We start from the raw sequence: 23154 nt of genomic DNA on the forward strand, positions 1-23154 counted from the left end.
CAACCTGCATGCAAGCGCGTACAAGGCCTGCTGTGTGACAGCGGCTATGTGGGCAAACCTTTTGCACAGGGTGTGCAAGCCATTTTGGGCGGGCACGTCAACGTGCAGATCGCCAAGCGCAGTCAGTCGCACACCTTCAAGGTGATGCCCAAGCGCTGGGTTGTGGAGCGCAGCTTTGCCTGGCTGGACAAGAACAGACGGTTGTGGAAGAACTGCGAGCGCCTGCTCAATACCAGCTTGCAGTTCATCCACTTGGCTTTCCTGGCGCTCATCCTCAAAAGATTTTGAACAGGTTCTCAGCAGTAGATGGCCCGGCGCAATCCTAAATCGCACAGCCGCCCGTAGTCGGCTGGAGTCCTTTGGGGATCAATAAATACAGCTTTCGCTTTCGTGCCCTCACGCAACCCAGCAGCAGCCCAAGGCTTGCTCTCACAAACAATCAATCAGCTTTTGCGGGCAGTATTTCAGCAGCCTGCCAAAGCTCTGGCGGACTTGCGTGTCACCAAATTCACTGCACCGCCCAGCGTGCTGGGGCCATACAGCAGCGAGGTGCCGTACTGGCCGCGCACTTCGGCCAGATCAAACGTGGTGAAGCGGTCGAAATCCACATAGCGTCATAAGGTACATACGGCTGGATGCCATCCACATACACTGGCGTCTTGCGCGAATCGAAACCGCGCACGTTCAGCATGGCCACATTGCGGCTGTTGGCCCCAAAACGCAACCCCGGCAACAGGTGCACGGTATCGGCCACGGTGTTGTATTGGCGCTCTTCAGCGTTTCTTCGCCGAACAATTATTTCAATCAAAGAAAATTCATATTATATATATCAAGCCAAAACAATGAGATTTTATTTCTTTTTGATTTATAAAATAAGTAGATCATATAAAAAAACGGCCCTTTACAGGCCGTTTTTTTATGCATCAGTCTGTCCGACTGCGTCGGATCAGTGCGTCAAGCGCCAGCAGGCAAGCGCATCAGTTGCGCGAGCGATCCACCAGCTTGTTCTTCGCAATCCAAGGCATCATGGCGCGCAACTGGGCGCCAACTTGCTCGATGGGGTGATCGGCGGTGTTGCGGCGGCGCGCGGTCATGGACGGGTAGTTCAAGCGGCCTTCCTGGATGAACATCTTGGCGTAATCGCCGTTTTGGATGCGCTTGAGGGCATTGCGCATGGCTTTGCGCGATTCTTCGTTCACAACCTCAGGGCCGGTGACGTACTCGCCATACTCCGCGTTGTTGGAGATGGAGTAGTTCATGTTGCCGATACCGCCTTCGTAAATCAGATCGACGATGAGCTTGAGTTCGTGCAAGCACTCGAAGTAGGCCATTTCGGGCGAATAACCGGCTTCCACCAGCGTTTCAAAACCCATTTTGATCAGCTCCACCGCGCCGCCGCAGAGCACGGCCTGTTCGCCGAACAAGTCGGTTTCGGTTTCTTCCTTGAAGTTGGTTTCGATGATGCCAGCCTTGCCGCCGCCGTTGGCCATGGCGTAAGAGAGGGCCAGATCGCGGGCTTTGCCCGATTTGTCCTGGTGCACGGCCACCAAATGGGGCACGCCGCCGCCTTGCGTGTAGGTGCTGCGCACGGTGTGGCCGGGGGCTTTGGGGGCAACCATCCACACATCCAAATCCTCACGGGGCACCACTTGGTTGTAGTGCACGTTAAAACCGTGGGCGAAGGCCAGCGAAGCGCCTTTTTTGATATGGGGCTCGACGTGTTCCTTGTAAACGGCGGCGATGTCCTCATCGGGCAGCAAGATCATGACCACGTCGGCGTTCTTGACGGCTTCGGCCACTTCCATGACCTGCAAGCCCGCCTGCTCGGCCTTGCCCCAGGAGGCGCCGCCTTTACGCAGGCCGACGATGACCTTGACCTGGCTGTCGTTGAGGTTCTGGGCGTGGGCGTGGCCCTGGCTGCCGTAGCCGATGATGGCGACCGTCTTGCCTTTGATGAGGCTGAGGTCGCAGTCTTTGTCGTAAAACACTTTCATGGTTGGCTCCTGGTGAGAAAAGTCAATGGGGTGTGGTCATTACGCGTTTTCAGCGCGACCAATGGTTGGGTGGGGGTGGGGGTGGCTGGTTTGGCCGCTCGGTCGCCGCTTCGCGCTACGCCATCCCGGGCGCGCCTTGCGCGCTGTGCGATTGTTCACAAGGCCGACCGGAATGGCGCATGATCGGGCAGAGATTTACAGCCGCAAGATGCGCTCGCCACGGCCGATGCCGCTGGGGCCGGTGCGCACGGTTTCAAGGATGGCGCTGCGGTCGATGGCGTTGAGGAAGGCATCGATCTTGCCCTGATCGCCCGTCAGCTCAATGGTGTAGCTCTTGTCGGTCACATCAATGATGCGGCCACGGAAGATGTCCGTGGTGCGTTTGATTTCCTCGCGCTCTTTGCCCGAAGCGCGCACCTTGACGATCATCAGCTCGCGCTCGGTGTAAGCGCCATCGGTGAGATCGACGACCTTGACCACTTCAATCAAGCGGTTCAGATGCTTGGTGATTTGCTCAATGGTGTCATCCGAGCCGACGGTCTGGATGGTCATGCGCGAGAGCGAAGGATCTTCCGTAGGCGCAACCGTGAGCGATTCGATGTTGTAGCCGCGCGCAGAGAACAGGGCCACGACGCGCGAGAGCGCGCCGGGTTCGTTTTCAAGCAAAACTGCGATGATGTGTCGCATGGGTGGGACTCCTCATTTCGCCCGCCCTCCCCCGGCAACGGCAATCGCCGGGCTTGGCAGGCAATGGATTCATCAGAAAAAAAATGGTTGCCGCAAACCGCCTTCTGCCGCAAGGCGGCTGGTGTGCCGCCCTGCTTCGGTCAGCCCCGCAAGCCGTAAGGTGGCGGCATGCAAAGCCAAGCGTTCAGGCGCCTGCGGGTTCGCGCAACGCGCAGCAATTAAAGATCGTCGGGGCCCAGCAGCATTTCGGTAATGCCCTTGCCCGCCTGCACCATGGGAAAAACGTTCTCCGTCGGATCGGTGCGGAAATCGAGAAACACCGTCCTGTCCTTCAGCCGACGTGCTTCACGCAGCGCGCCTTCCACGTCCTGAGGCCGCTCAATCAGCATGCCGACGTGACCATAGGCTTCGGCCAATTTCACAAAGTTCGGCAGCGACTCCATATAGGTGTGGCTGTAGCGGCTGGAGTACTCAATTTGCTGCCATTGGCGCACCATGCCCAGGTAGCGGTTGTTGAGCGCGCAGATGATGATGGGCGTTTCGTACTGCTTGCAGGTCGAAAGCTCTTGAATGCACATCTGCACCGAGCCTTCGCCCGTGATACAGAACACCTCGCTTTGTGGTTTGGCGCGCTTGATACCCATGGCGTAAGGAATGCCCACGCCCATGGTGCCCAAACCGCCCGAGTTGATCCAGCGGCGCGGCTCGTCAAAGCGGTAATACTGCGCAGCCCACATTTGGTGCTGCCCCACATCGGAGGTGATGTAAACATCATCGCCCTTGGTCATATTCCACAAGGTCTCGACGACAAATTGCGGCTTGATGACCTCCTGGTTATCACGGTCGTAATCCAAGCAGCGGGTGGAGCGCCATCCCTCAATGGTGGCCCACCAGGCCTTAAGGGCCTCGGCATCGGGCCGTTCCTGGGTTTCACCCAGCATGTTCAGCATTTCGGTGAGCACATCTTTGCAGTCGCCCACAATGGGCACCTGCACCTTCACACGCTTGGAGATGACGGATGGATCCACATCAATATGGATGATCTTGCGTTCGCGCTGGGTAAAGTGCTTGACGTTGCCAATCACGCGATCGTCAAAACGCGCGCCAATGGCGATCAGCACGTCACACTCTTGCATGGCGTTGTTGGCTTCTACCGTGCCATGCATGCCCAGCATGCCCACAAACTTGGGATCGGATGCGGGGAAAGCGCCCAGCCCCATCAATGTGCTGGTGACCGGGTAGCCCAACTGCTCAGCCAGCGCGCGCACCTCTCCAGTGGCATTGCCCAAAATCACACCACCGCCGATGTAGATGTATGGGCGCTTGGCCGCCAGCAAGTATTGCAAAGCCTTGCGAATCTGCCCCGTATGGCCTTTGCGCACGGGGTTGTAGGAGCGCATCTCGCAAGTTTCCGGATGACCGGTGTAAAGCACCTTTTTGCAGGAAATATCCTTGGGCAAATCAATCACCACCGGGCCGGGGCGGCCGGTGCGAGCGATATGAAAAGCCTTCTTGACGATCATCGGAATTTCCTCGACGCTTTGCACCAGGAAATTGTGCTTGACCACCGGGCGCGTAATGCCCACCGCATCGCACTCCTGGAAAGCGTCCTGTCCGATCAAGGGCGCAGGCACCTGGCCGGAAATCACCACCATGGGGATGCTGTCCATATAAGCCGTGGCCAGCCCCGTGACCGCATTGGTCAGACCCGGACCGGATGTAACCAGCGCCACCCCCACTTCGCCAGTGGCACGTGCATAGCCATCGGCGGCATGCACAGCGGCTTGCTCGTGGCGCACCAAGATGTGCTCGATCGCATCGGGCTGGGTCTGGCACATGCGATAGATCGCATCGTAGATATAAAGCACGGCACCGCCGGGATAGCCCCAGATGTGCTTGACGCCCTCGGCGACCAAAGAGTGCAACAAAACGTCCGACCCCATCATTTCGGCGGACGCGGCTGAGGCTTGCTCGGCCTGGGCGGCAGAGCGGATTTCGGCTTGGGATATTTCCATGAGAAAAACCTGCTGTGATTTTCGAAACTGAAAAACCTTCGGTGCCCCTTGCTCTCGCCCTTGTGAGGCCGGCTTAGGACTTAAGCATGTGATCGGGGACGCATCGGAGGCAAACTGCCCGCCCCGGCCACACGCCGTTTGCGAACTGGCTGAGAAAGATAAGGGGTGTATTATTGCATCGAATAGTCTCGCCTCGACGGCGGATACAGGTCGGGCAAGCCCGCCAGGCTTGCATTTGAAGCGTTTTTCCACCTTTCGCGTTGCACCTTGGCATCTGAAAAAGAGTTTGCAGACTTCCTGCAAGAAATCGAAAAGCGTGCGTTCAAACGTGCGCTTTTTCACGTCAAGGATGAAGACGTGGCGCTGGACATCGTGCAAGACAGCATGATGCGCCTGGCCGAACACTACGCAGACAAGCCCATTGAGGAAATCCGCATGCTGTTCAACCGCATTTTGGCCAACAGCACGCTGGACTGGTTTCGCCGCCAAAAAACCCGCAATGCGGTTTTGAGCAACTTCAGCGACTTTGAACGCAGCGACGAAGCGGGCGACACCTTCTCCCTGCTCGAAAACTACGCAGGCCCCGATGGCGGCGGCTTGGTGGAAAGCGCCGAAACCGCCACCGAGCGCAAGCAAACCTTTGAGCTCATTGAGGCGGCCTTGAAAAAGTTACCAACTCGTCAACGCGAGGCTTTCATCATGCGTTACTGGGAGGATATGGACGTGGCGGAAACGGCTGCGGCGATGGGTTGCTCGGAAGGCAGCGTCAAAACCCATTGCCACCGCGCCGTGCAAGCGCTGAGCAACATGCTTGGCGCACTTGGGGTGAAGTTATGAGGACACACAACACAAACGAAACACCACCATCGGGGCAGAGCTGCCCCGATGGCAATTGGGGGCCTGAAAACGCCCACGAAGCGGCGACCGACCTTGCGGGCGCCGCTTTTGCACGCGCCCTGCGCCAAGGCGAGCAGGCTGTGCCCCACGACATCCGCGAGCGCCTGCGCGTAGCCCGGCTGGCTGCTGTGCACGCCCACCAGCGCGCACTGGCGCGCCAAGCTGCGCAAGACGAAGCCTCCACCGTCGCCCGCCGTCGTCAATCGCCCTTCAGCGGTTGGCGCAAAGCGTTGGCCGCCTTGCCCATTGCCGCTGCGGCTGGCATCGGCGCCATCTTCATGCAAGGCGCTGTCAGTGAAGACGTACCCCATCAGCAGGTGGAAACCGACTTGCACATCCTCTCCAGCGAAGTGCCGCCCTCGGCCTTTGCCGACCCCGCTTTTGGGGAATACCTCAAACGCCAAAAGCTGGACGCACCCCACGCCAGGCCATAACCCACACCCGTCGGCAATACAGCATCCACAAGAGGTGGCCTATACTTTTGGCCACCTTTTTTGTTGCCGGATTCAGGCGCCTTCCGGCCTACTCCTGCGGTTGCAGAACAACGCTTTTGTAGAGCACTTCCCCCCAACGTGTCCTCTCCCGCCTCCAACACTTCCCGCCTGCCCTCCACAGAGGGAGTCACCTCCGCCAGCTTGGCCGGTTGCTTAGCCGCATGTTCGATATTGGCCGCCTTGCTAGGCCACTGGTGGTTGCAGCAACGCCCTTTGCTGACCCCGTCGCTGCCGCCTGGCATTGCTTATGCCGGGCCGCTCGTCCTCTTTGGCGAGCCACAGCCCGCGCCCGATCTCACTCGGCCAGAGCCGTGGCGGCCGCCTACAGGCGTACACATCACTCGGCCAACGTGGGACGATTTGTCAAAAGAGCACCAACATCTGCTGGCCGGGCTGGAAACCACTTGGCCCTACATCAGCAGCGCAGAAAAACGCCGCTGGCTGGCACTGGCCAGGCAGGCACGCGATTTGAATGCAAGCGACCGCCAGCGCCTGATCCAGAACATCACCGCCTGGGGCCAACTCGACGAAGGCCAGCGCCTGCAAGTGCGCCAGGAATACCGTGAGCGCGGCCCCGATGAATGGCTGCGCCTGGGCCAAGCGTGGCGCGATTACAGCGCCCTCCCCACCACCGAGCGCCTCGCGCTCGCTCAGGCGGCCCAGGCTGCACCCGTTGCCGACGCGCCCCCCGCCAAACGCGCCATGCCGCGCAAAAATCTGGTGCGCATTGCGGCGGCCAAGCAGGCCAAGCCGGGGCTGGCCAACCTGCCCAAGGTACCGCTGCAACCTGTGCGCTTTACGCAGCCTTCGGCAGCGCAAGATGCCGCTGCCAGCGCCCGCGCAACCAGCGCCATCACCACCGTGCGCGTGCCCGATGCACCCGCCCCGGCCACGCCACCGCCTGCGCGGGTGCGGTATTGGTATGGCGTGCCCATCACGCCGCCCGATCCAGCGCCGATTTACGCCAATTGAGCGTTCCAAACCCTAAAAATACCAATCAAAAGGCAAAAAAATATCGCCATTTTGGCATGATAGGCAATACATTCTTTTTACATTGAAATAAAAAATGCAGCCGATATGCAGGCTGCCTTTGCGCAGGCTCTGACGCCCCTTCAAGCGTCCTTCAAACGCATCTCTGCCGCCCGGGCGTGGGCCTGCAAGCCTTCGCCGTGGGCCAGCACGCTGGCAATGCGGCCCAGGGTTTGTGCGCCTTGCTCGCTCACTTCGATCAGCGAGCTGCGTTTCTGGAAATCCATCACGCCCAGCGGCGAGGAAAAACGCGCCGTGCCGCTGGTGGGCAGCACGTGGTTGGGGCCCGCGCAATAGTCGCCCAGGCTTTCACTGGTGTAAGCGCCCAGGAAAATCGCTCCTGCATGGCGCAGCAGTGGCTCCCACTGGTGCGGCTCGCGGCTGGAGACTTCCAAATGCTCGGGCGCGATGCGGTTGCTGATGGCGCAGGCTTCTTCCATGTCGCGGGTGAGGATGAGCGCACCGCGCCCGCCCAGGCTTTTGGCAATGATCTCGGCGCGCGGCATCTCGGGCAGCAGGCGGTCGATCTCGCGCTGCACGGCATCAAGGTAAGCGGCATCGGGGCACAGCAAAATCGATTGCGCCAGCTCATCGTGCTCGGCCTGGCTGAACAAATCCATCGCCACCCAATCGGGCGGCGTGCTGCCATCGGCGAGCACCAGAATTTCGCTTGGCCCGGCGATCATGTCGATGCCGACCTGGCCGAACACATGCTTTTTCGCGCTGGCTACGTAGGCGTTGCCCGGGCCGGTGATTTTGTCCACCCTGGGGATGCTGGCCGTGCCGTAGGCCAGTGCCGCCACGGCCTGCGCGCCGCCGATGGTGAATGCGCGCGTGACGCCGGCCACGTAGGCAGCGGCCAGCACCAGCGGGTTTTTCTCGCCGCGCGGCGTGGGCACGACCATCAGGATTTCCGCCACTCCAGCCACATGGGCGGGGATGGCATTCATCAGCACGCTGGAGGGGTAAGCCGCCTTGCCGCCCGGCACGTAAATGCCCACGCGATCGAGCGGCGTGACTTTTTGCCCCAGCAGGCTGCCGTCCTCGTCGCGGTACGACCAGCTTTGGCCTGCGGCTTGTTTTTGCGCCTCGTGGTAGCGGCGGATGCGCTCGGCCGCTTGCTGCAAGGCTTGGCGCTGCTGGCTGAGCAGGCTTTCGAACGCGGCGGCCAGCTCGGCCTGCGTCAACTCCAACTGCGCCATGCTCTCGGCCTGCACGCCGTCGAGCTGCTGGGTCAGGCGCAGCACGGCGGCATCGCCCTCTTGCTGCACGGCTTGCAAAATTTCGGCCACGCGCTGCTCGATTTGCGCATCGGCATCGGCCGACCAGTGCAGGCGCTGCTGGAAGCGGCTTTCAAAATCGGCATCGGCCGTGGACAGGCGCAGAGGACGGGCTTGGAGGGTCATGGCAGGCGGGTGCGTAAAGATTGCAAATGAACAAAGCGCCGATTATCGAATACCGAACGCCTGCGCCCACCGCGCCGCCGCGCGCCGCTGCTACAAATGACACATCAAAGGAATGGAAACCGCCCTATTTCGGCACGCCAGCAAAGACGCCGCTTTGCCGGGTGTTCTGCAATGGCAAGAACACGGAAAGGGTAAAAAAATTCCAATTCAAAGGAAATGAAATGACGTTATTTCGGCATGATGGTAAATAAGCCCTATTTCCCTTGAATTAAACAGCCTCAATCCTCAATCCCCCGCTGCGCGGGCACGCCCGCCTGGTAGGCGTGCTTGACCAGCTCCATCGACGTGACCGTATCGGCCACATCGATCAGCTCCTGCGGGCAGCGCCGCCCGGTGAGCGCGACGTGAACATGCGCCGGGCGCTGGCGCAAGCAGTCCAGCACCTCATCCAGCGGCAGCCAGCCGTAAATGAGCGGGTAGGTGATTTCATCGAGCACGACGAGGAAAAACTCCCCGCCCAAAATCGCCTCGCGCGCCTTGGCCCAGCCTTGGCGCGCCAGCTCGGCCGAATGCTCCAGATCGCGGCTTTTCCAGCTAAAGCCATCGCCCAGCCCTTCGATGGGCACGCCCAGCTTTTCAAACGTGCGGTGCTCGCCAAAACGCGCCGAAGGCACTTTGACGAACTGAAAAATCTTCACCGGCTTGCCTCTGCCATGCGCGCGCAGCGCCAGGCCAAAGGCGGCCGTGCTCTTGCCCTTGCCATTGCCGGTGTTAATGAGGATGAGGCCGCGGCGCTCGCCCTCGGGCTTTTGGCGCACGCGATCCACGGGCGGTTGTTCGATTTGCATGCGAAAAATCCTCAGCGGCTGTCCAGCACCACCATCGTCAAGCGCGAAGCGCACACCATCGCCCCTTGCTCATCGACGATGTCGATTTGCCACACCTGGGTCGAGCGCCCGATGTGCACCGGCCTGGCCGTGCCCGACACCCAGCCCGACGTGGCCGCGCGCAGGTGATTGGCGTTGATATCCAGCCCCACCACATGCTGGCCTTCGGGCGCGGCCATGTAGGCGGCCATGGAGCCCAGCGTTTCCGCCAGCGCCACGCTGCAACCGCCGTGCAGCAGGCCAAAGGGTTGCTTGGTGCGCGCATCCACGGGCATGCGCGCACTCAGGAAATCATCGCCAATGGCCGTCATCTCAATGCCCAGATGGGCCACCGCCGTGTTTTGCGCCATGGCGGTGATGGCCTCCAGGCTTAAAGCCTTTTTCCAAATCGACATAGAAGAAAAATCCAACGCAGAGAAGTCAAAACGCCGCGCATTATCGCGGCGTCGCCCCGGATGCAGCCGCGCGCGCCGGGTGCAGTGGCTTCACACGCGCTCCATCAGCAAGGCGATGCCCTGCCCCACGCCGATGCACATGGTGCAAATGGCGTAGCGCCCGCCGCTGGCCTGCAATTGCCGCGCGGCGGTGGTGGCCAGGCGCGCGCCGCTGGCGCCCAGCGGGTGACCCAACGCAATCGCGCCGCCCAGGGGGTTGACGCGCGGGTCGTCATCGGCCAGCCCGAGCTGGCGCAGCACGGCCAGGCCTTGCGCGGCAAAGGCTTCGTTGAGTTCGATGAGGTCGATTTGCGCCAGCGTCAGGCCGGTTTTGGCCAGCAGTTTTTGCACCGCAGGCGCGGGGCCGATGCCCATGACGCGCGGGGCCACGCCGACGCAGACGCTGGCGAGCACGCGCGCCAGCGGGCGCAGGCCCTGGCTTTGCATGCCCGCCTCGCTGGCCAGCAGCAGCGCGCAGGCGCCGTCGTTGACGCCGCTGGCGTTGCCCGCCGTCACCGTGCCGTCGGGACGCACCACGGGTTTGAGGCGCGCGAGCGCCTCCAGCGTGGTGGCGCGCGGGTGCTCGTCCTGGGCGAAGACCAAAGGCTCGCCTTTTTTCTGCGGCAGCGTCACGGGGGTGATTTCGACCTCGAAGCGCCCGGCCTGCTGCGCCGCCTGCGTTTTGCTCTGGCTGGCCAGGGCGAAGCGGTCTTGGTCCTCACGGCTGATGCCGTAGTCTTGCGCCACGTTTTCCGCCGTTTCGGGCATGGAGTCCACGCCGTAGGCGGCGCGCATGGCCGGGTTGATGAAGCGCCAGCCGATGGTGGTGTCGTAAACGGCGTTGTTGCGGCTGAAGGCGGCATCGGCCTTGGGCATGACGAAGGGGGCGCGGCTCATGCTTTCCACGCCGCCGGCGAGCACGACATCGGCCTGGCCTGCCTGAATGGCCCGCGCGGCGACGGCCACGGCGTCCAGCCCCGAGCCGCACAGGCGGTTGAGGGTGGCGCCGGGCACGCTCTCGGGCAGGCCTGCGAGCAAGGCGGCCATGCGCGCGACGTTGCGGTTGTCCTCGCCAGCCTGGTTGGCGCAGCCCAGCCATACGTCGTCGATGGCGGCGGGGTCGAGCTGGGGGTTGCGCGCCAGCAGCGCCTTGAGCGCGATGGCGGCCAAATCGTCGGTGCGCACGCCCGCCAGCGCGCCGCCGTAACGCCCAAAGGGGGTGCGGATGGCATCGCAAATAAAGGCCTGGGCTGTCATGAAATCCTCCTTGGCTTTCGGGTGTTTCAATTTTTCTATTTCAAAAGGAAACAAAATCAACCTGTTTCGGCATGATTGTCAATCAATCAAATTTACTTTGATTTGATTCTCAAGCAGCGGCACGGTTCAGGCTGTCGAAATCGCGCCCTTGCGCCACCAATTGCTCCAGCAAGGCGGCGGGCTGCCAGAACAGCGGGTCTTGCCGGGCGAAGGCCTGGATGTCGGCCAGCACCTGGGGCAGGCCCTGCATGTCGGCCCACTTCATGGGGCCGCCGCGCCAGCGCGGAAAGCCGTAGCCAAAGAGAAAGACCGCATCCACATCCAGCGGCCGCAAGGCGATGCCTTCTTGCACCACCTTGGCGCCTTCGTTGACCATCGCGGCCATGTAGCGGCGCATGATCTCCTCGGGCGTGAAGCTGCGCGCTGCGATACCTTTGCGCTGGCGCTCGGCGTCGATGATTTCCAGCACCTGCGGGTCAACCTGGCCGCTGCGCGCGCCGTCGGGGTAGAGGTAAAAGCCGCGCCCGGTTTTTTGCCCGAACCAGCCGCGCTCGCACAGGCGATCGGCGATCTCCACGTAGCGCGCACGCGGGTCGCGCGTGGCGGCGCGGCGCTTGCGCGTGGCCCAGCCGATGTCGCCACCGGCCAGGTCGATGACCTGAAACGGCCCCATGGCAAAGCCGAAGTCGCGCACGGCGGCGTCGATTTCGTAAGGGCTGGCACCGTCTTCCATCAGGTAATCGGCCGCCTGCTTGTAGGCGGCCAGGATGCGGTTGCCGATAAAGCCGTCGCACACGCCCGCGCGCACCGGGATTTTTTTCAGCCGCTGCGCCAGGGCAAAGGCGGTGGCGACCACATCGGCCGCCGTGCGCTCGGGCACGACGATTTCCAGCAGCTTCATGATGTGCGCCGGGCTGAAAAAGTGCAGGCCGATCACGTCCTGCGGCCGCGCGGTGACGGCGGCGATGGCGTCGATGTCCAGATACGAGGTGTTGGTGGCCAGCACCGCGCCGGGTTTGCAGACGCGATCGAGCGCGCGGAACACGTCTTGCTTGACTTGCAGGTCTTCAAACACGGCCTCGATCACCAAATCCACCTCGGCCAGGGCCTGGTAATCGGCGCCGGGGACGTAACGCGCCAGCAGCTCGTCCCTGGCCTGGGGCGTGAGGCGGCCTTTGGCCACCTGGCCATCGCAGATTTTTTCCACATTGGCCTGGCCGCGGGCGATGGCCTGGGCGTCGCGCTCGATCATGTGCACGTGCAGGCCCGCTTGCAGCGCCGCCACGGCTATGCCTGCGCCCATGGTGCCGCCGCCGATCACAGCCAGGCGCTCCACGCGGCGCGGCGCGGCTTCACGCGCCTGGGGCACTTTCAGCACTTCGCGCTCGGCCCAGAAGGCGTGCAGCAGGCCCTGGCGCTGCGGGCTGTCCATGCACTCCAGAAACAGCTCGCGCTCGCGCGCCAGCCCTTGCTCGAATGGCAGTTGCAGCGCCGCGCGCACGGCTTCGATGATTTTCAGCGGCGAGAACAGGCCACGGGTTTTTCTGGCCGTTTCCTGCTCCAGCGCTTGCAGCGCCGCCTGGGCAGTGTCGGCATCGGGCACGGGCAAATCGCACGTGCGGCGCGCTGCTGCGCCCTGAGCCAGCAGCGCGCTGGCCCAGGCCAGACCGGCGGCCACGGGGTCGTCCGCCGCATCCAGCCGATCCGCCAACCCAGCGGCCAGCGCCGCTTGGGCTGAGAGCGGCTTGCCACTGAGCATCAGCTCGGCGGCGGCTTTCGCGCCCATGAGGCGCGGCGCGCGCTGCGTGCCGCCCGCGCCGGGCAGCAGGCCCAGATTCACCTCAGGCAGCCCCAGCTTGGCCTGCGGCAGCAACAGCCGGTAGTGCGCTGCCAGCGCCACTTCCAGCCCGCCGCCCAGCGCTGCGCCGTGCAGCACGGCAATCACGGGCTTGGCGCAAGCCTCGATGCGGTTGCAGACATCGCGCAGCACGGGCGCTTGTGGCGGTTTGCCGAATTCGCGGATGTCGGCCCCGGCAATAAAGGCCTTGCCCTTGCCAACCAGCAGCACGGCCTGGATGGCGGGGTCTTGCTCGGCTTGCTCCAGCGCGTGCAGCAAGCCTGCGCGCACTGCCTGGCTCAGGGCGTTGACGGGTGGATGGTCGATGCGCAGCACGCGCACGCCACCGTGGGTTTCGGCCACGACGACGCCAGCAGGCGCAGCGGCAGCAGCGGTAGAAGGGGCAGCGTTGGAAGGAGCGGCAGATGTCATGGGGCCTCCTGCAATCACGGCCTCAATCGGGCACCACGGCGGTGACTTCGATTTCCACCTTGGCGCGGTCTTCCACCAAATCGGCCACCTGCACAGCCGTCATGGCGACGTTGAAGTTGCCGATCAGCTCGCGGTAGGCTTTGCCGATTTCAGGGTAGGCGGCAACGTATTCCTTCTTGTCCTTGACGTACCAGGTCATGCGCACGATGTGCTGCGGGCCAGCGCCGCCTTCGGCCAATACGTCCACGATGTTTTGCAGCGCCTGGCGCACTTGGCCAGCCAGGTCGTCGGTGTGGAAAACGCCTTGGCCATCCCAGCCGATCATGCCGGCGACGTAGATTTGCGTGCCGCGCACGGCCACGCCGTTGGCATAACCTTTGGGACGGGGCCAGCCTTGGGGGAGCAGGACTTGCATGGATTCTCCTTTGCTTCAAAAAAAGGCCAAAAAAGGCAAAAAAGTTCGGAACAAAACGGCCAACTCTACACACCAGCATCCGGCGCAGTCGGCGCGGCCGTCGGCGGCAGCGCTTGCAACGCGGCGCGCACGTCTTCGGGGATGGCGATGGCCTGGTGCGTATCCAGATTGGTAAAGACCAGCACCTTGCGCGCCTGCACGCGCAATTGCGCGCCAGCGCGGCATTGCATCTGCAAGGTCAGGGATTTGCCGCCTGCGCGCTCAACCCACAGGCCAAGCTGCACGTCATCGCCCATGCGGCTGATGGCGCGGAAGTCGCACTCCAGCCGCACGATGGGCAGGCCGATGCGGCGCGGCCCCAGCATGTGCGCGTAGCCAATACCCAGGCCGTGGTCGAACCAGTCTTCCACCAATTGGTTGAACAGCACCAGGTACTGCGGGAAGAAGACGATGCCAGCAGGGTCGCAGTGCGAGAAGCGGATGCGCAGCGGGCGCTCGAAGTGCATGGGCCGGGGCGCGTGCGCGGCGGCGGCGGCGGAAGTTTCGGGGGGCGTGGGCATGAAGTTTTTTCCTTGTCAAACAACGCGCAGAGCCTTCTCAAACGCCGATATAGCGCTGCCATAGCGCAGGCTCTTGCGCCAACTGCGCCGAGCTGCCCTGCCAGACGGGCTGGCCGCGCTCGATGATGGTGTGGCTGTCGGCCAGCTCGATCAGGCGCTGCACGTATTTGTCGATCACCAGGATGGTCTGGCCCTGCGCGCGCAGCGCGGCCAGGCATTGCCAGATTTCCTCGCGGATCAGGGGCGCCAGGCCCTCGGTGGCCTCGTCCAGGATCAGCAGATGGGGGTTGGTCATCAGCGCGCGGCCAATGGCCAGCATTTGCTGCTCGCCGCCCGAGAGCTGGTTGCCCATGTTGTGCTGGCGCTCTTGCAGGCGCGGGAACAGGTGGTAGACGCGCTCGAGCGTCCAGGGCTGCTCGCTGTGGCAGCGGTTGGCGGCAAAGGCTTGCAGGTTCTCGCGCACGCTGAGGTTGGGGAAGATTTGCCGCCCTTCGGGCACCACGGCCAGGCCCATGCGGGCGATGCGCTCGGGCGGCAGGCGCTCGATGCGCTCGCCGCGAAAGCGGATGCTGCCGCCAAAGGCGGGCGTCAGGCCCAGGATGGCGCGCACCGTGGTGGTCTTGCCCATGCCGTTGCGCCCCAGCAGCGTGGCCACGCTGTGCGGGGCAATGGCGCAGTGCATGCCAAACAACACCTGGCTTTGGCCGTAGCCGGCTTGCACGTCTTGCAGTTCCAACAGGGCGCTCATGCGGTGCTCTCCATCGGGGCGGCGGTTGCTGCGGTTGCGGTGGAGGGTGGAGCGGCGGAGGGGGCGCTGGCGTGCTCATCGCCCAAATAGGCGCGCTGCACCTCGGGGTGGCGGCGGATGTCTTGCGGCGCTCCGGTGGCGATGACCTTGCCGAACACCAGCGCCGAAATCCGGTCGGCCACGCGAAACACCGCGTCCATGTCGTGCTCGACCAGCAAGATGGTGACCTGCTGCTCTTTGAGCGCCAGCAGCAGTTGCACCATGCGCTCGGATTCCTCCGGCCCCATACCGGCCATGGGCTCATCGAGCAGCAGCAGCTTGGGCGAGAGCGCCAGCGCCATGCCCACTTCGAGCTGGCGCTGCTCGCCGTGCGACAAGTCGCCCGCCAGGCGGGCCAGGCGCGCGCCCAGGCCGACGCGCTGGGCGATCTGCGCGGCCTGCTCGTAGCGCGAGCGCTCGGCGCGTGCGGCGCGCCAGAAGGCAAAGCTGCTGCCGCTGCGCGATTGCAGCGCCAGGGCCAGGTTGTCCAGCACCGGCAGGCGCTTGAAGATGCTGGTGATCTGGTAGGAGCGCACCAGCCCCAGGTGCACGCGCCGGTGCATGGGCCAGGCGGTAACGTCCTGCCCATCGAACAGGATGCGGCCGCTGCTGGGCGCCAGCGCCCCGGCAATCTGCGCGATCAGCGTGGTCTTGCCCGCGCCGTTGGGGCCAATCAGCGCGTGCAGCTCGCCGGGGCGCACGTGCAGGTGGGCGTGGTCGGTGGCCGTCAGCCCGCCAAAGCGCTTGACCAGATCGTCCACGTGCAGCAGGGCCGGGGGATGGGAAGTCTGCGTCGCGCCCGTCATGCCGCCCTCCTGTAAGCCCATTGGCGCAGCCGCGCAGGCAGGCTGAGCACGCCGTTGGGCGCGGCCAGCACCACGGCCAGCAGCAGCGCGCCCAGGTAGAACTGCCAGTGGATGGTGTAGCTCACCAGCACCTCCTCCAGCAGCAAGAACACCACGGCCCCGGCAAAGCCGCCGTACAAATAGCCCACGCCGCCCAGGATCACCATGATGAGCAGCATGCCCGACTGGTTCCACTGCATCAGCGCCGGGCTGACGAAGCTGGCCTGGTTGGCCAGCAGCGCGCCGGCCAGCGCGGCCATGGCACCGGCCAGCGTGAAGGCGGCCAGCTTGTAGCGGTAGGTGGCAAAGCCCAGCGCCTGCATGCGCGTTTCGTTCTCGCGGATGCCTTGCAGCACATGGCCAAAGCGCGCATTGAGCAGGCGCTGCACCAGCACGAAGGCCAGCGCCGCGAGGGCCAGCACGACGTAATAAAAATGCGTGTCCGAGGCCAGGTCGATGCCCAGGCCCAGCTCCGAGCGCTGCATCAGCGACAGGCCATCCTCGCCGCCGTACTGCTTGAGCGAGACCATCAGATAAAACAGCATTTGCGCAAAGGCCAGCGTGATCATGATGAAGTACACGCCCTGCGTGCGCAGACTGATGGCGCCAATGGCCAGGGCAAACAGCGCGCCCAGCGCCATCGCCAGTGGCCAGGTCAGCCAGGCCGAGGCCCAGCCCTCTTGCATCGCAATGCCCACGGTGTAGGCCCCGATGCCCAGAAAAGCCGCATGGCCCAGGCTGACCATGCCGCCATAGCCCAGGATGAGGTTCAGGCTGGTGGCCGCCAGCGTGAAGATCAGGATGCGGCTGGCCACGGCGATGTAGAAATCGCTCTCCAGCGCCGTCAATACGGGCGGCAGCGCCAGCAGGCCCAGCAGCAGTGCAGCGCTGACCGCGCGCGGCAGGCGCTGGTCCAGCAAGCTGGTGATGGCCGGGGCGGCAGGGGTGGTGGCAGAGGTGGCAGATGGGGTGGTCATGGCATCAGCCTCGCGCGGGGAACAGGCCGCTGGGCTTGAAAAACAGCACCACGGCCATGAGCAGGTAAATCAGGATGGAGGCCACCGCCGGGCCAGCGTTGGCGGCCAGCTCGGCGTCCATGAGTTGGCGAAACAGCAATGGGATCAGCGTGCGCCCGGCCGTATCGACCAGCCCCACCAGCAAGGCCCCCAGCAACGCGCCACGGATGGAGCCAATACCGCCGATGACGATGACCACAAAGGCCAGAATCAGAATGCTCTCGCCCATGCCCACCTGCACGGCCAGCAGCGGCCCGAGCATGCCGCCAGCGAGCGCGCACAGCGCGGCGGCAAAGGCAAACAAGGCGGTGAACAGCAGCCGCACGTTGGCCCCCATGGCCAGCGCCATCTCGCGGTTGGACGCGCCCGCGCGCACCTGCATGCCGATGCGCGTGCGCGTAATCAGCCAGTACATGCCCAGCGCCACCAGCAGCCCCACGCCGATGATGAACAGCCGGTAGGCCGGATAGCTCAAGCCCGGCGCCAGCGTGATGGGGCCTGCCAGCGCCGCCGGCGGGTTGAGCTGGATGGGCTGCGGCCCCCAGAGCATGCGCACGGCCTCGTTGGCCATGAGCATGATGGCGAAGGTGCCCATGACCTGCGAGAGATGATCGCGCCGGTAAAAGCGTTGCAGCACCGTGCGCTCCAGCAGCACGCCCACCAGCACCGTCGCGCCGATGCCGCCCAGCAACCCGAGCCAGAACGAGCCGCTGGCAGCCGCGATGCTGGCAATCAGGTACGCGCCAATCATGTACAGCGAGCCATGCGCCAGGTTGATCATGCCCATGATGCCGAACACCAGCGTCAGGCCAGCGGCCAGCAGGAACAGCATCAGCCCGAATTGGAGGCCGTTGAGCAGTTGCTCCAGAACCAGGGTGGTTTGCATGAAAGGGAAGAAGAAAAGAGGGCAGCGGCGAGGCCGCCCGCCAGGGGGCCGCGCAGCGCCGGTGCAAAAAAGCGATCAGATCCAATCCGGCCAGCCCCTCAACCGGGCATCTTGCAATCGCCCACGTAGGCATCGCTGTGGTTCTCGAAGGCCTTGCCGATCAGCTTGTTGGTGACCTTGCCATCTTCGCCCTTGACCACTTCGCGCATGTAGTAGTGCTGGATCGGGAAGTGGTTGGTGTTGAAGCGGAAATCGCCGCGCACCGAGTTGAAGTTGGCCGCCTGCAAGGCTTTGCCGATGGCGGCCTTGTCCTTGAGGTTGCCGCCCGTGGCCTTGACGGCCGAGTCGATCAGCATGGCTGCGTCGTAGCCCTGCGAGGCATACAGCGTGGGCGTGCGGCCGTATTCCTTGCGGAAGTCCTCGACGAAGCGCTTGTTGGCGGCGTTGTCCAGATCCCAGGCCCATTGCGAGGCGTTGTAAATGCCCACGGTGGCCTCGCCCACGGCGCTGATGACGTCCTCATCGGCGGAAAAGCCCGGGGCGAACAAGGCCATGCTGTCCTTCAGGCCCGCGCCGTGGAACTGCTTGATGAAGTTGATGCCCAGCCCGCCAGGCAGGAAGAAGTACACCGCCTCGGCGCCGGAGGCGCGAATCTGCGACAGCTCCGCGCCATAGTCCAGTTGCGACAGCGGGGTGTAAAGCTCCAGCGCCACCTCACCCTTGTAGAAACGCTTGAAACCGGCCAGCGCATCCTTGCCGCCGGGGTAGTTGGGGGCGATCAGCGCCACTTTCTTGACGCCCTTGTCCTGCACGGCCTGGCCCACGGCCTCGTGCTGGTTGTCGTTCTGGTAAGCGGCGCTGAAGAAATAGGGATTGCACTGCTTGCCCGCCAGTTGCGAGGGGCTGGCATTGGCGCTGACGTAGTAGGTCTTGTTGGCAAAAATGGCCGGGGCCACGGCCAGCATGATGTTGGAGAACACCACGCCGGTCATGAAGTCCACCTTCTCGCGCTTGAGCAGGCGGTCGGTGGTTTGCTTGGCCGCGTCGGGGCTTTGCTGGTCATCGACGATCACCACCTTGGCCGGCAGGCCGCCGAGCTTGCCCTCGGTGTGCTTGAGCGCGAGCTGAAAGCCGTCGCGGATGTCGATGCCCAGCGTCGAGCCTGGGCCCGAGAGCGTGCTGAGCAGGCCGATCTTCACCTCCTCGGCGGCCGAGGCGGCCTGGGCCAGGCACAGCGCCGCCGCACCGGCCACGGCGGCCAGGGTGTGGGAGCGAAGGCTGGGAAAGCGGATGCTGGGGCGGGTGGTGCGGGTCATGCGGGTGCCTCCTTGAATGTCATGAATGGGGTGGAGCAAAGGGCCTGCTGCATTTGCAGGGCGAAAAAGTATCGCATCCAGAACCGGGCAATCGGGCGCTTGGGCCAGGCTTTGGTCTAGGCACTTTCACCCATGCTGCTCGCCCATGCGGCGCTTGAGCGCGCTGCGCTGGAGCTTGCCGGTGGTGGTGCGCGGCAGCGCGGCGATGAACTCCACGGCGCGCGGGTATTTGTAGGGCGCCACGCTCTGCTTGACGAACTCCTGCAAGGCAGCGACCAGCTCGGCATCGGCGGCCACGCCCTCCTTGACGACGACGAAGGCCTTGACGATCTGGCCGCGCTCCTCATCGGGCGCGCCGATGACGGCGCATTCGGCCACGGCCGGGTGCTGCATCAGCGCCTCCTCCACCTCGGGCGCGGCAATGTTGTAGCCCGCCGAGATGATCATGTCGTCGGTGCGCGCCTGGTAGAAGAAGTAACCGTCCTCATCCATCAAATAAGCGTCGCCGGTGAGGTTCCAGCCATCCTGCACATAGGTTTTCTGGCGCTCGTCGCGCAGGTAGCGGCAGCCCGTGGGGCCTTTGACGGCCAGCTTGCCCACGGTGCCCGGCGGCAGCTCGTTGCCGTCATCGTCCTGCACGCGGGCGCGGTAGCCGGGCACGGGCTTGCCGGTCGCGCCCGGGCGGGCGCTGGCCTCGTCGGCGGAGATGAAGATGTGCAACAGCTCGGTCGCGCCAATGCCATCGATCAGCTCGATGCCGCTGGCCTGCTTCCACAGCGCACGCGTGGACGCGGGCAGCGCCTCGCCCGCGCTGACGCACTTGCGCAGCCGCGCCTGGGCCAGCAGCTCGGGCATGGCCGCCATGTGGCGGTAGGCCGTGGGCGCGGTGAACACCACGGTGGCGCCAAATTGCGCACAGGCCTCAAGCAACTGCTGCGGCCCGGCCTTTTCCAGCAGCACGCTGCTGGCGCCAATGTCCATGGGGAACAGCACCAGCCCGCCCAGGCCGAAGGTAAAGCCCAGCGGCGGGCTGCCAATGAAGACGTCGTCCGCATCGGCGCGCAGCACGTGGCGCGGCCAGCACTTGCAAATGGCCATCACGTCGCGGTGGTAGTGCATGGTGGCCTTGGGCACGCCGGTGGTGCCGGAGGTAAAGCCCAGCAGGCACACGTCGTCGCTGGCCGTGTCCACGTTGCTGAAATCGGGCGCGGCCTGCTGCATGGCGCGGTGCAGGCAAGGCAGCTCGGCCCCGCTCGATGGCGCGGCCAGCGCGGTGTTGAAGTAGCGCACCTGCGCCAGTTGCGCCAGTTGCGGCGCTGAAGATGGCATCGCGCGCGCGGCCTCCAGCTCGCCGGCCAGGCGCGCATCGCACAGCGCGTGGCTGATCTGGCCGATGTCGATGATGGTGCGCAGCTCCTTGGCGCGCAGCAGCGGCATCACCGCCACGGCAATGCCGCCGGCCTTCATCACCGCAAACCAGCAGGCCACCATCCAGGGCGTGTTGGGCGCAAACAGCAGCACGCGGTTGCCCGGCTGCAAGCCCATGTCCTGCACCAGCACGTTGGCGATGCGATTGGCGTGGGCCTGCAAGTCGGCGTAGCTCCAGCGCGTGCCGTCCGGCGCGCGCAGGCACAGGCGATCGCCGCGCCCTTGGGCCACGTGGCGGTCGAGCAATTCGGTGGCGCAGTTGAGCTGCGCGGGAAATTGCAGCTCGGGCAGCTCGAACAGGTATTCGGGCTGCTGCTCCAGCGGCGGCAGGTTGTCGCGCGCAAAGGTGTCGATATGGGCGCTGGGCATGTCGCTTGTCTCCTGCATGGGCGCTTTGCGCCTCTTTTTTTACATTTCAAAGGCAAATAAAATGCCTTGTTTTGGCAGCATATGCAAGAAACGATTTTTACATTGATTTATAAATATCGTTCCCAGCCATATCAAGCCTTGAGGGCCTTGAGCAGCTCACGGCCGATGATGAGTTGCTGCACTTCGCTGGCGCCTTCGTAGATGCGCAGCGCGCGGATCTCGCGGTACAGCGACTCGACCGGCTGGCCGCTGACCACGCCCAGGCCGCCGAACATCTGCACCGCCGCGTCGATGACCTGCTGGGCGTTCTCGGTGGCGGTGAGCTTGGCCATGGCCGCTTCCTTTGTGACGCTGTGGCCGCCATCGCGCAGCCAGGCGGCGCGGTAGGTGAGCAAGGCGGCGCTGTCGATGGCCGTGGCCATTTGCGCCAGCTTGGTCTGGGTGATCTGGAAGTCGGCCAGCACACCGCCGAACATCTGCCGCGAGGTGGCGCGCAGCAAAGCCTCTTGCAAGGCGCGACGCGCAAAGCCCAGTGCAGCGGCGGCCACCGAGGTGCGGAACACGTCCAACGTGCGCATGGCGACCTTGAAGCCCTCGCCCGCCTCGCCCACGCGGCAACTGGCGGGGATGCGGCAACCCTCGAACTTCAGCCGCGCCAGCGGGTGCGGGGCGATGACGTCGATGCGCTCGGCAATCGTCAGGCCCGGGGTGTCGGCATCGACGATGAAGGCGCTGATGCCGCGCGCGCCGGGCGCTTCGCCGGTGCGGGCGAAGACGACGTAAAAATCGGCAATGCCGCCGTTGGAGATCCAGGTTTTCTCGCCGTCGAGCACGTAGTCATCGCCCTCGCGGCGCGCAGCGCAGGCCATGGCGGCCACGTCCGAGCCAGCCTGCGGCTCGGACAGCGCAAAGGCCGCAATGGCCTGGCCCGCCGCCACGCGCGGCAGGTAGCGCTGGCGCTGCTCGGGCGTGCCGTGCAGGCTGATAGCGCCGCTGCCCAGGCCCTGCATGGCAAAGGCGAAGTCGGCCAGGCCGCTGTGGCGCGCCAGCGTCTCGCGGATCAGGCAGATGGCGCGCGCGTCCATGCTCTGGGCCGATTCGCCCACGGCATGGCGCAGCCAGCCCGCTTCGCCCAGGGCCTGGACGAGCTGGCGGCAATGCGCGTCCACATCGCTGCCGCTGCCGTGCGGTTCATGGCCGATGTGGGCGCTGGCCCAGGCATCGAGCTGTTGCGCCAGCTCGGCGTGGCGCGCTTCGAAAAACGGCCATTGCTGGTAAGAGGTGTCCAGACCGCGCTGCATGTCAATCTCCCTGGAACACGGGTTTTTGCTTGGCCACGAAGGCGTGGTAGGCGCGCGAGAAATCCTCGGTCAGCATGCAAATGGCCTGGGCCTGGGCCTCGGCCTCGATGGCTTGGTCGATGCCCATGCTCCACTCCTGGTGCAGCATGGTTTTGGTGATGCCGTTGGCAAAGCTGGGGCCAGCGGCCAGCTCGGCAGCCAGTTGCTGGGCCTGCGCCAGCACCTCATCGGGCGCGCACAGGCGGTTGAAGTAGCCCCAGCGCTCGGCCTCCTCGCCGCCGAGCACGCGGCCGGTGTAGAGCAGCTCGCTGGCGCGGCCCTGGCCGATGATGCGCGGCAGCATGGCGCAAGCGCCCATGTCGCAGCCGGCCAGGCCAACGCGGTTGAACAAGAACGCCACCTTGGCGCGCGCCGTGCCCAGGCGCAAATCGGATGCCATGGAGATGATGGCACCCGCGCCCGCACACACGCCGTCGATGGCGGCCACGATGGGCTGCGGGCAGGCGCGCATGGTCTTGACCAGCGCGCCGGTCATGCGCGTGAACATCAGCAGCTCGGGGGCCTTGAGCTGCACCAGCGGGCCGATGATTTCATGCACATCGCCGCCGGAGCAGAAGTTGCCGCCCGCGCCAGTGACGACCACGGCCTTGATGTCGCTGGCCCATTGCAGTTGGTGAAACAAATCGCGCAGCTCGGCATAGCTGTCGAAAGTCAGCGGGTTCTTGCGGTCGGGGCGGTTGAGGGTGATGGTGGCCACCGGGCCATCGGTCTGCCACAGAAAATGCTGGGCTTGGTAGCCCGCCATGGGCTTGCGGTTGCCAGCCTGCAAGGCCGGGTCGATGCGGGTGTCGGGGGTATTCAT

At 64.3% G+C, this 23154-nt stretch carries 24 protein-coding genes and 1 pseudogene; 5 read left to right on the forward strand and 20 right to left on the reverse strand.

What is annotated here, in order from left to right; genetic code table 11:
* Window positions 1-288, forward strand: a 288-nt coding sequence (locus tag EBQ26_RS09220; protein WP_147474037.1) for a transposase, incomplete at its 5' end; no start/stop codon positions are given.
* Between the two features lie 176 nt (window positions 289-464).
* On the opposite strand, the gene EBQ26_RS13190 is transcribed toward EBQ26_RS09220, so the two are convergent.
* From EBQ26_RS13190 to EBQ26_RS09240, 5 genes and pseudogenes are all read right to left on the reverse strand, one after another.
* Entirely contained in the window at window positions 465-608 is a 144-nt protein-coding gene (locus EBQ26_RS13190; protein ID WP_390614193.1) for a hypothetical protein, read from the reverse strand.
* 83 nt (window positions 609-691) lie between these two features.
* A pseudogene (locus tag EBQ26_RS13195) lies at window positions 692-754 on the reverse strand (hypothetical protein); the annotation flags it as partial.
* A gap of 223 nt (window positions 755-977) precedes the next feature.
* The gene (gene ilvC / locus EBQ26_RS09230; protein ID WP_122238734.1) at window positions 978-1994 is read right to left on the reverse strand and encodes a ketol-acid reductoisomerase; all 1017 of its coding nucleotides are present in this window, start codon (window positions 1992-1994) and stop codon (window positions 978-980) included.
* A gap of 195 nt (window positions 1995-2189) precedes the next feature.
* On the reverse strand, window positions 2190-2681 hold the full coding sequence (gene ilvN / locus EBQ26_RS09235; protein ID WP_122238735.1) for an acetolactate synthase small subunit: 492 nt from the start codon (window positions 2679-2681) through the stop codon (window positions 2190-2192).
* 218 nt (window positions 2682-2899) lie between these two features.
* Window positions 2900-4696 (reverse strand): acetolactate synthase 3 catalytic subunit, encoded by a 1797-nt coding sequence (locus tag EBQ26_RS09240; RefSeq protein ID WP_122238736.1) that lies wholly within the window; start codon window positions 4694-4696, stop codon window positions 2900-2902.
* A gap of 267 nt (window positions 4697-4963) precedes the next feature.
* Between EBQ26_RS09240 and EBQ26_RS09245 the strand changes: the two genes are divergently transcribed.
* From EBQ26_RS09245 to EBQ26_RS09255, 3 genes are all read left to right on the forward strand, one after another.
* A complete protein-coding gene (locus EBQ26_RS09245) occupies window positions 4964-5533 on the forward strand; it encodes an RNA polymerase sigma factor (RefSeq protein ID WP_122238737.1) in 570 nt (189 codons plus the stop codon).
* Window positions 5530-6027 carry a DUF3619 family protein gene (locus EBQ26_RS09250; RefSeq protein ID WP_122238738.1) on the forward strand — a complete coding sequence of 166 codons (498 nt, stop codon included), beginning with the start codon at window positions 5530-5532 and terminating at the stop codon, window positions 6025-6027. Before EBQ26_RS09245 ends, EBQ26_RS09250 begins: the two co-directional genes overlap by 4 nt.
* Before the next feature lie 138 nt (window positions 6028-6165).
* Window positions 6166-7059 (forward strand): DUF3106 domain-containing protein, encoded by an 894-nt coding sequence (locus EBQ26_RS09255; RefSeq protein ID WP_238944273.1) that lies wholly within the window; start codon window positions 6166-6168, stop codon window positions 7057-7059.
* Window positions 7060-7199: 140 nt separating this feature from the next.
* Here the strand turns inward: EBQ26_RS09255 and hisD are convergent, their stop codons facing one another.
* Window positions 7200-8522: a histidinol dehydrogenase gene (hisD, locus tag EBQ26_RS09260; protein WP_122238740.1), complete on the reverse strand. Its 1323-nt coding sequence runs from the start codon at window positions 8520-8522 to the stop codon at window positions 7200-7202.
* Between the two features lie 26 nt (window positions 8523-8548).
* On the opposite strand from hisD, the gene EBQ26_RS12715 reads away from it, so the two are divergent.
* Window positions 8549-8773 (forward strand): hypothetical protein, encoded by a 225-nt coding sequence (locus EBQ26_RS12715; protein WP_147474038.1) that lies wholly within the window; start codon window positions 8549-8551, stop codon window positions 8771-8773.
* A gap of 27 nt (window positions 8774-8800) precedes the next feature.
* On the opposite strand, the gene cobO is transcribed toward EBQ26_RS12715, so the two are convergent.
* The 14 genes from cobO to EBQ26_RS09330 all read right to left on the reverse strand — a co-directional run bounded on the left by cobO (window position 8801) and on the right by EBQ26_RS09330 (window position 23154).
* A complete protein-coding gene (gene cobO, locus EBQ26_RS09265; RefSeq protein ID WP_122238741.1) occupies window positions 8801-9370 on the reverse strand; it encodes a cob(I)yrinic acid a,c-diamide adenosyltransferase in 570 nt (189 codons plus the stop codon).
* Window positions 9371-9381: 11 nt separating this feature from the next.
* Window positions 9382-9804 carry a hotdog fold thioesterase gene (locus tag EBQ26_RS09270; RefSeq protein ID WP_122238742.1) on the reverse strand — a complete coding sequence of 141 codons (423 nt, stop codon included), beginning with the start codon at window positions 9802-9804 and terminating at the stop codon, window positions 9382-9384.
* A gap of 90 nt (window positions 9805-9894) precedes the next feature.
* Window positions 9895-11100, reverse strand: a complete 1206-nt coding sequence (pcaF, locus tag EBQ26_RS09275; protein WP_122238798.1) for a 3-oxoadipyl-CoA thiolase — start codon at window positions 11098-11100, stop codon at window positions 9895-9897.
* Between the two features lie 109 nt (window positions 11101-11209).
* Window positions 11210-13369, reverse strand: coding sequence for a 3-hydroxyacyl-CoA dehydrogenase NAD-binding domain-containing protein (locus tag EBQ26_RS09280; protein ID WP_122238743.1), 2160 nt, complete (start codon window positions 13367-13369; stop codon window positions 11210-11212).
* Window positions 13370-13391: 22 nt separating this feature from the next.
* Window positions 13392-13784 (reverse strand): RidA family protein, encoded by a 393-nt coding sequence (locus EBQ26_RS09285; RefSeq protein ID WP_122238744.1) that lies wholly within the window; start codon window positions 13782-13784, stop codon window positions 13392-13394.
* A gap of 65 nt (window positions 13785-13849) precedes the next feature.
* A complete protein-coding gene (locus tag EBQ26_RS09290; protein WP_390614187.1) occupies window positions 13850-14344 on the reverse strand; it encodes an acyl-CoA thioesterase in 495 nt (164 codons plus the stop codon).
* A 37-nt stretch (window positions 14345-14381) separates the two neighbouring features.
* Entirely contained in the window at window positions 14382-15092 is a 711-nt protein-coding gene (locus EBQ26_RS09295) for an ABC transporter ATP-binding protein (RefSeq protein WP_122238745.1), read from the reverse strand.
* The gene (locus tag EBQ26_RS09300) at window positions 15089-15937 is read right to left on the reverse strand and encodes an ABC transporter ATP-binding protein (RefSeq protein WP_122238800.1); all 849 of its coding nucleotides are present in this window, start codon (window positions 15935-15937) and stop codon (window positions 15089-15091) included. The genes EBQ26_RS09295 and EBQ26_RS09300 overlap by 4 nt, the downstream gene beginning before the upstream one ends.
* Entirely contained in the window at window positions 15934-16953 is a 1020-nt protein-coding gene (locus EBQ26_RS09305; protein ID WP_122238746.1) for a branched-chain amino acid ABC transporter permease, read from the reverse strand. Before EBQ26_RS09305 ends, EBQ26_RS09300 begins: the two co-directional genes overlap by 4 nt.
* 4 nt (window positions 16954-16957) lie before the next feature.
* Window positions 16958-17878: a branched-chain amino acid ABC transporter permease gene (locus tag EBQ26_RS09310; protein WP_122238747.1), complete on the reverse strand. Its 921-nt coding sequence runs from the start codon at window positions 17876-17878 to the stop codon at window positions 16958-16960.
* 98 nt (window positions 17879-17976) lie between these two features.
* Complete coding sequence (locus tag EBQ26_RS09315) at window positions 17977-19194, reverse strand: ABC transporter substrate-binding protein (RefSeq protein WP_122238801.1); 1218 nt, start codon at window positions 19192-19194, stop codon at window positions 17977-17979.
* A gap of 126 nt (window positions 19195-19320) precedes the next feature.
* The gene (locus EBQ26_RS09320; protein WP_122238802.1) at window positions 19321-20991 is read right to left on the reverse strand and encodes an AMP-binding protein; all 1671 of its coding nucleotides are present in this window, start codon (window positions 20989-20991) and stop codon (window positions 19321-19323) included.
* 131 nt (window positions 20992-21122) lie between these two features.
* Window positions 21123-22292, reverse strand: coding sequence for an acyl-CoA dehydrogenase family protein (locus EBQ26_RS09325; RefSeq protein WP_122238748.1), 1170 nt, complete (start codon window positions 22290-22292; stop codon window positions 21123-21125).
* 1 nt (window position 22293) lies between these two features.
* Window positions 22294-23154: an enoyl-CoA hydratase family protein gene (locus tag EBQ26_RS09330; protein WP_122238749.1), complete on the reverse strand. Its 861-nt coding sequence runs from the start codon at window positions 23152-23154 to the stop codon at window positions 22294-22296.

It is taken from the genome of Allofranklinella schreckenbergeri (assembly GCF_003703475.1).
Lineage (GTDB): Bacteria > Pseudomonadota > Gammaproteobacteria > Burkholderiales > Burkholderiaceae_C > Lampropedia > Lampropedia schreckenbergeri.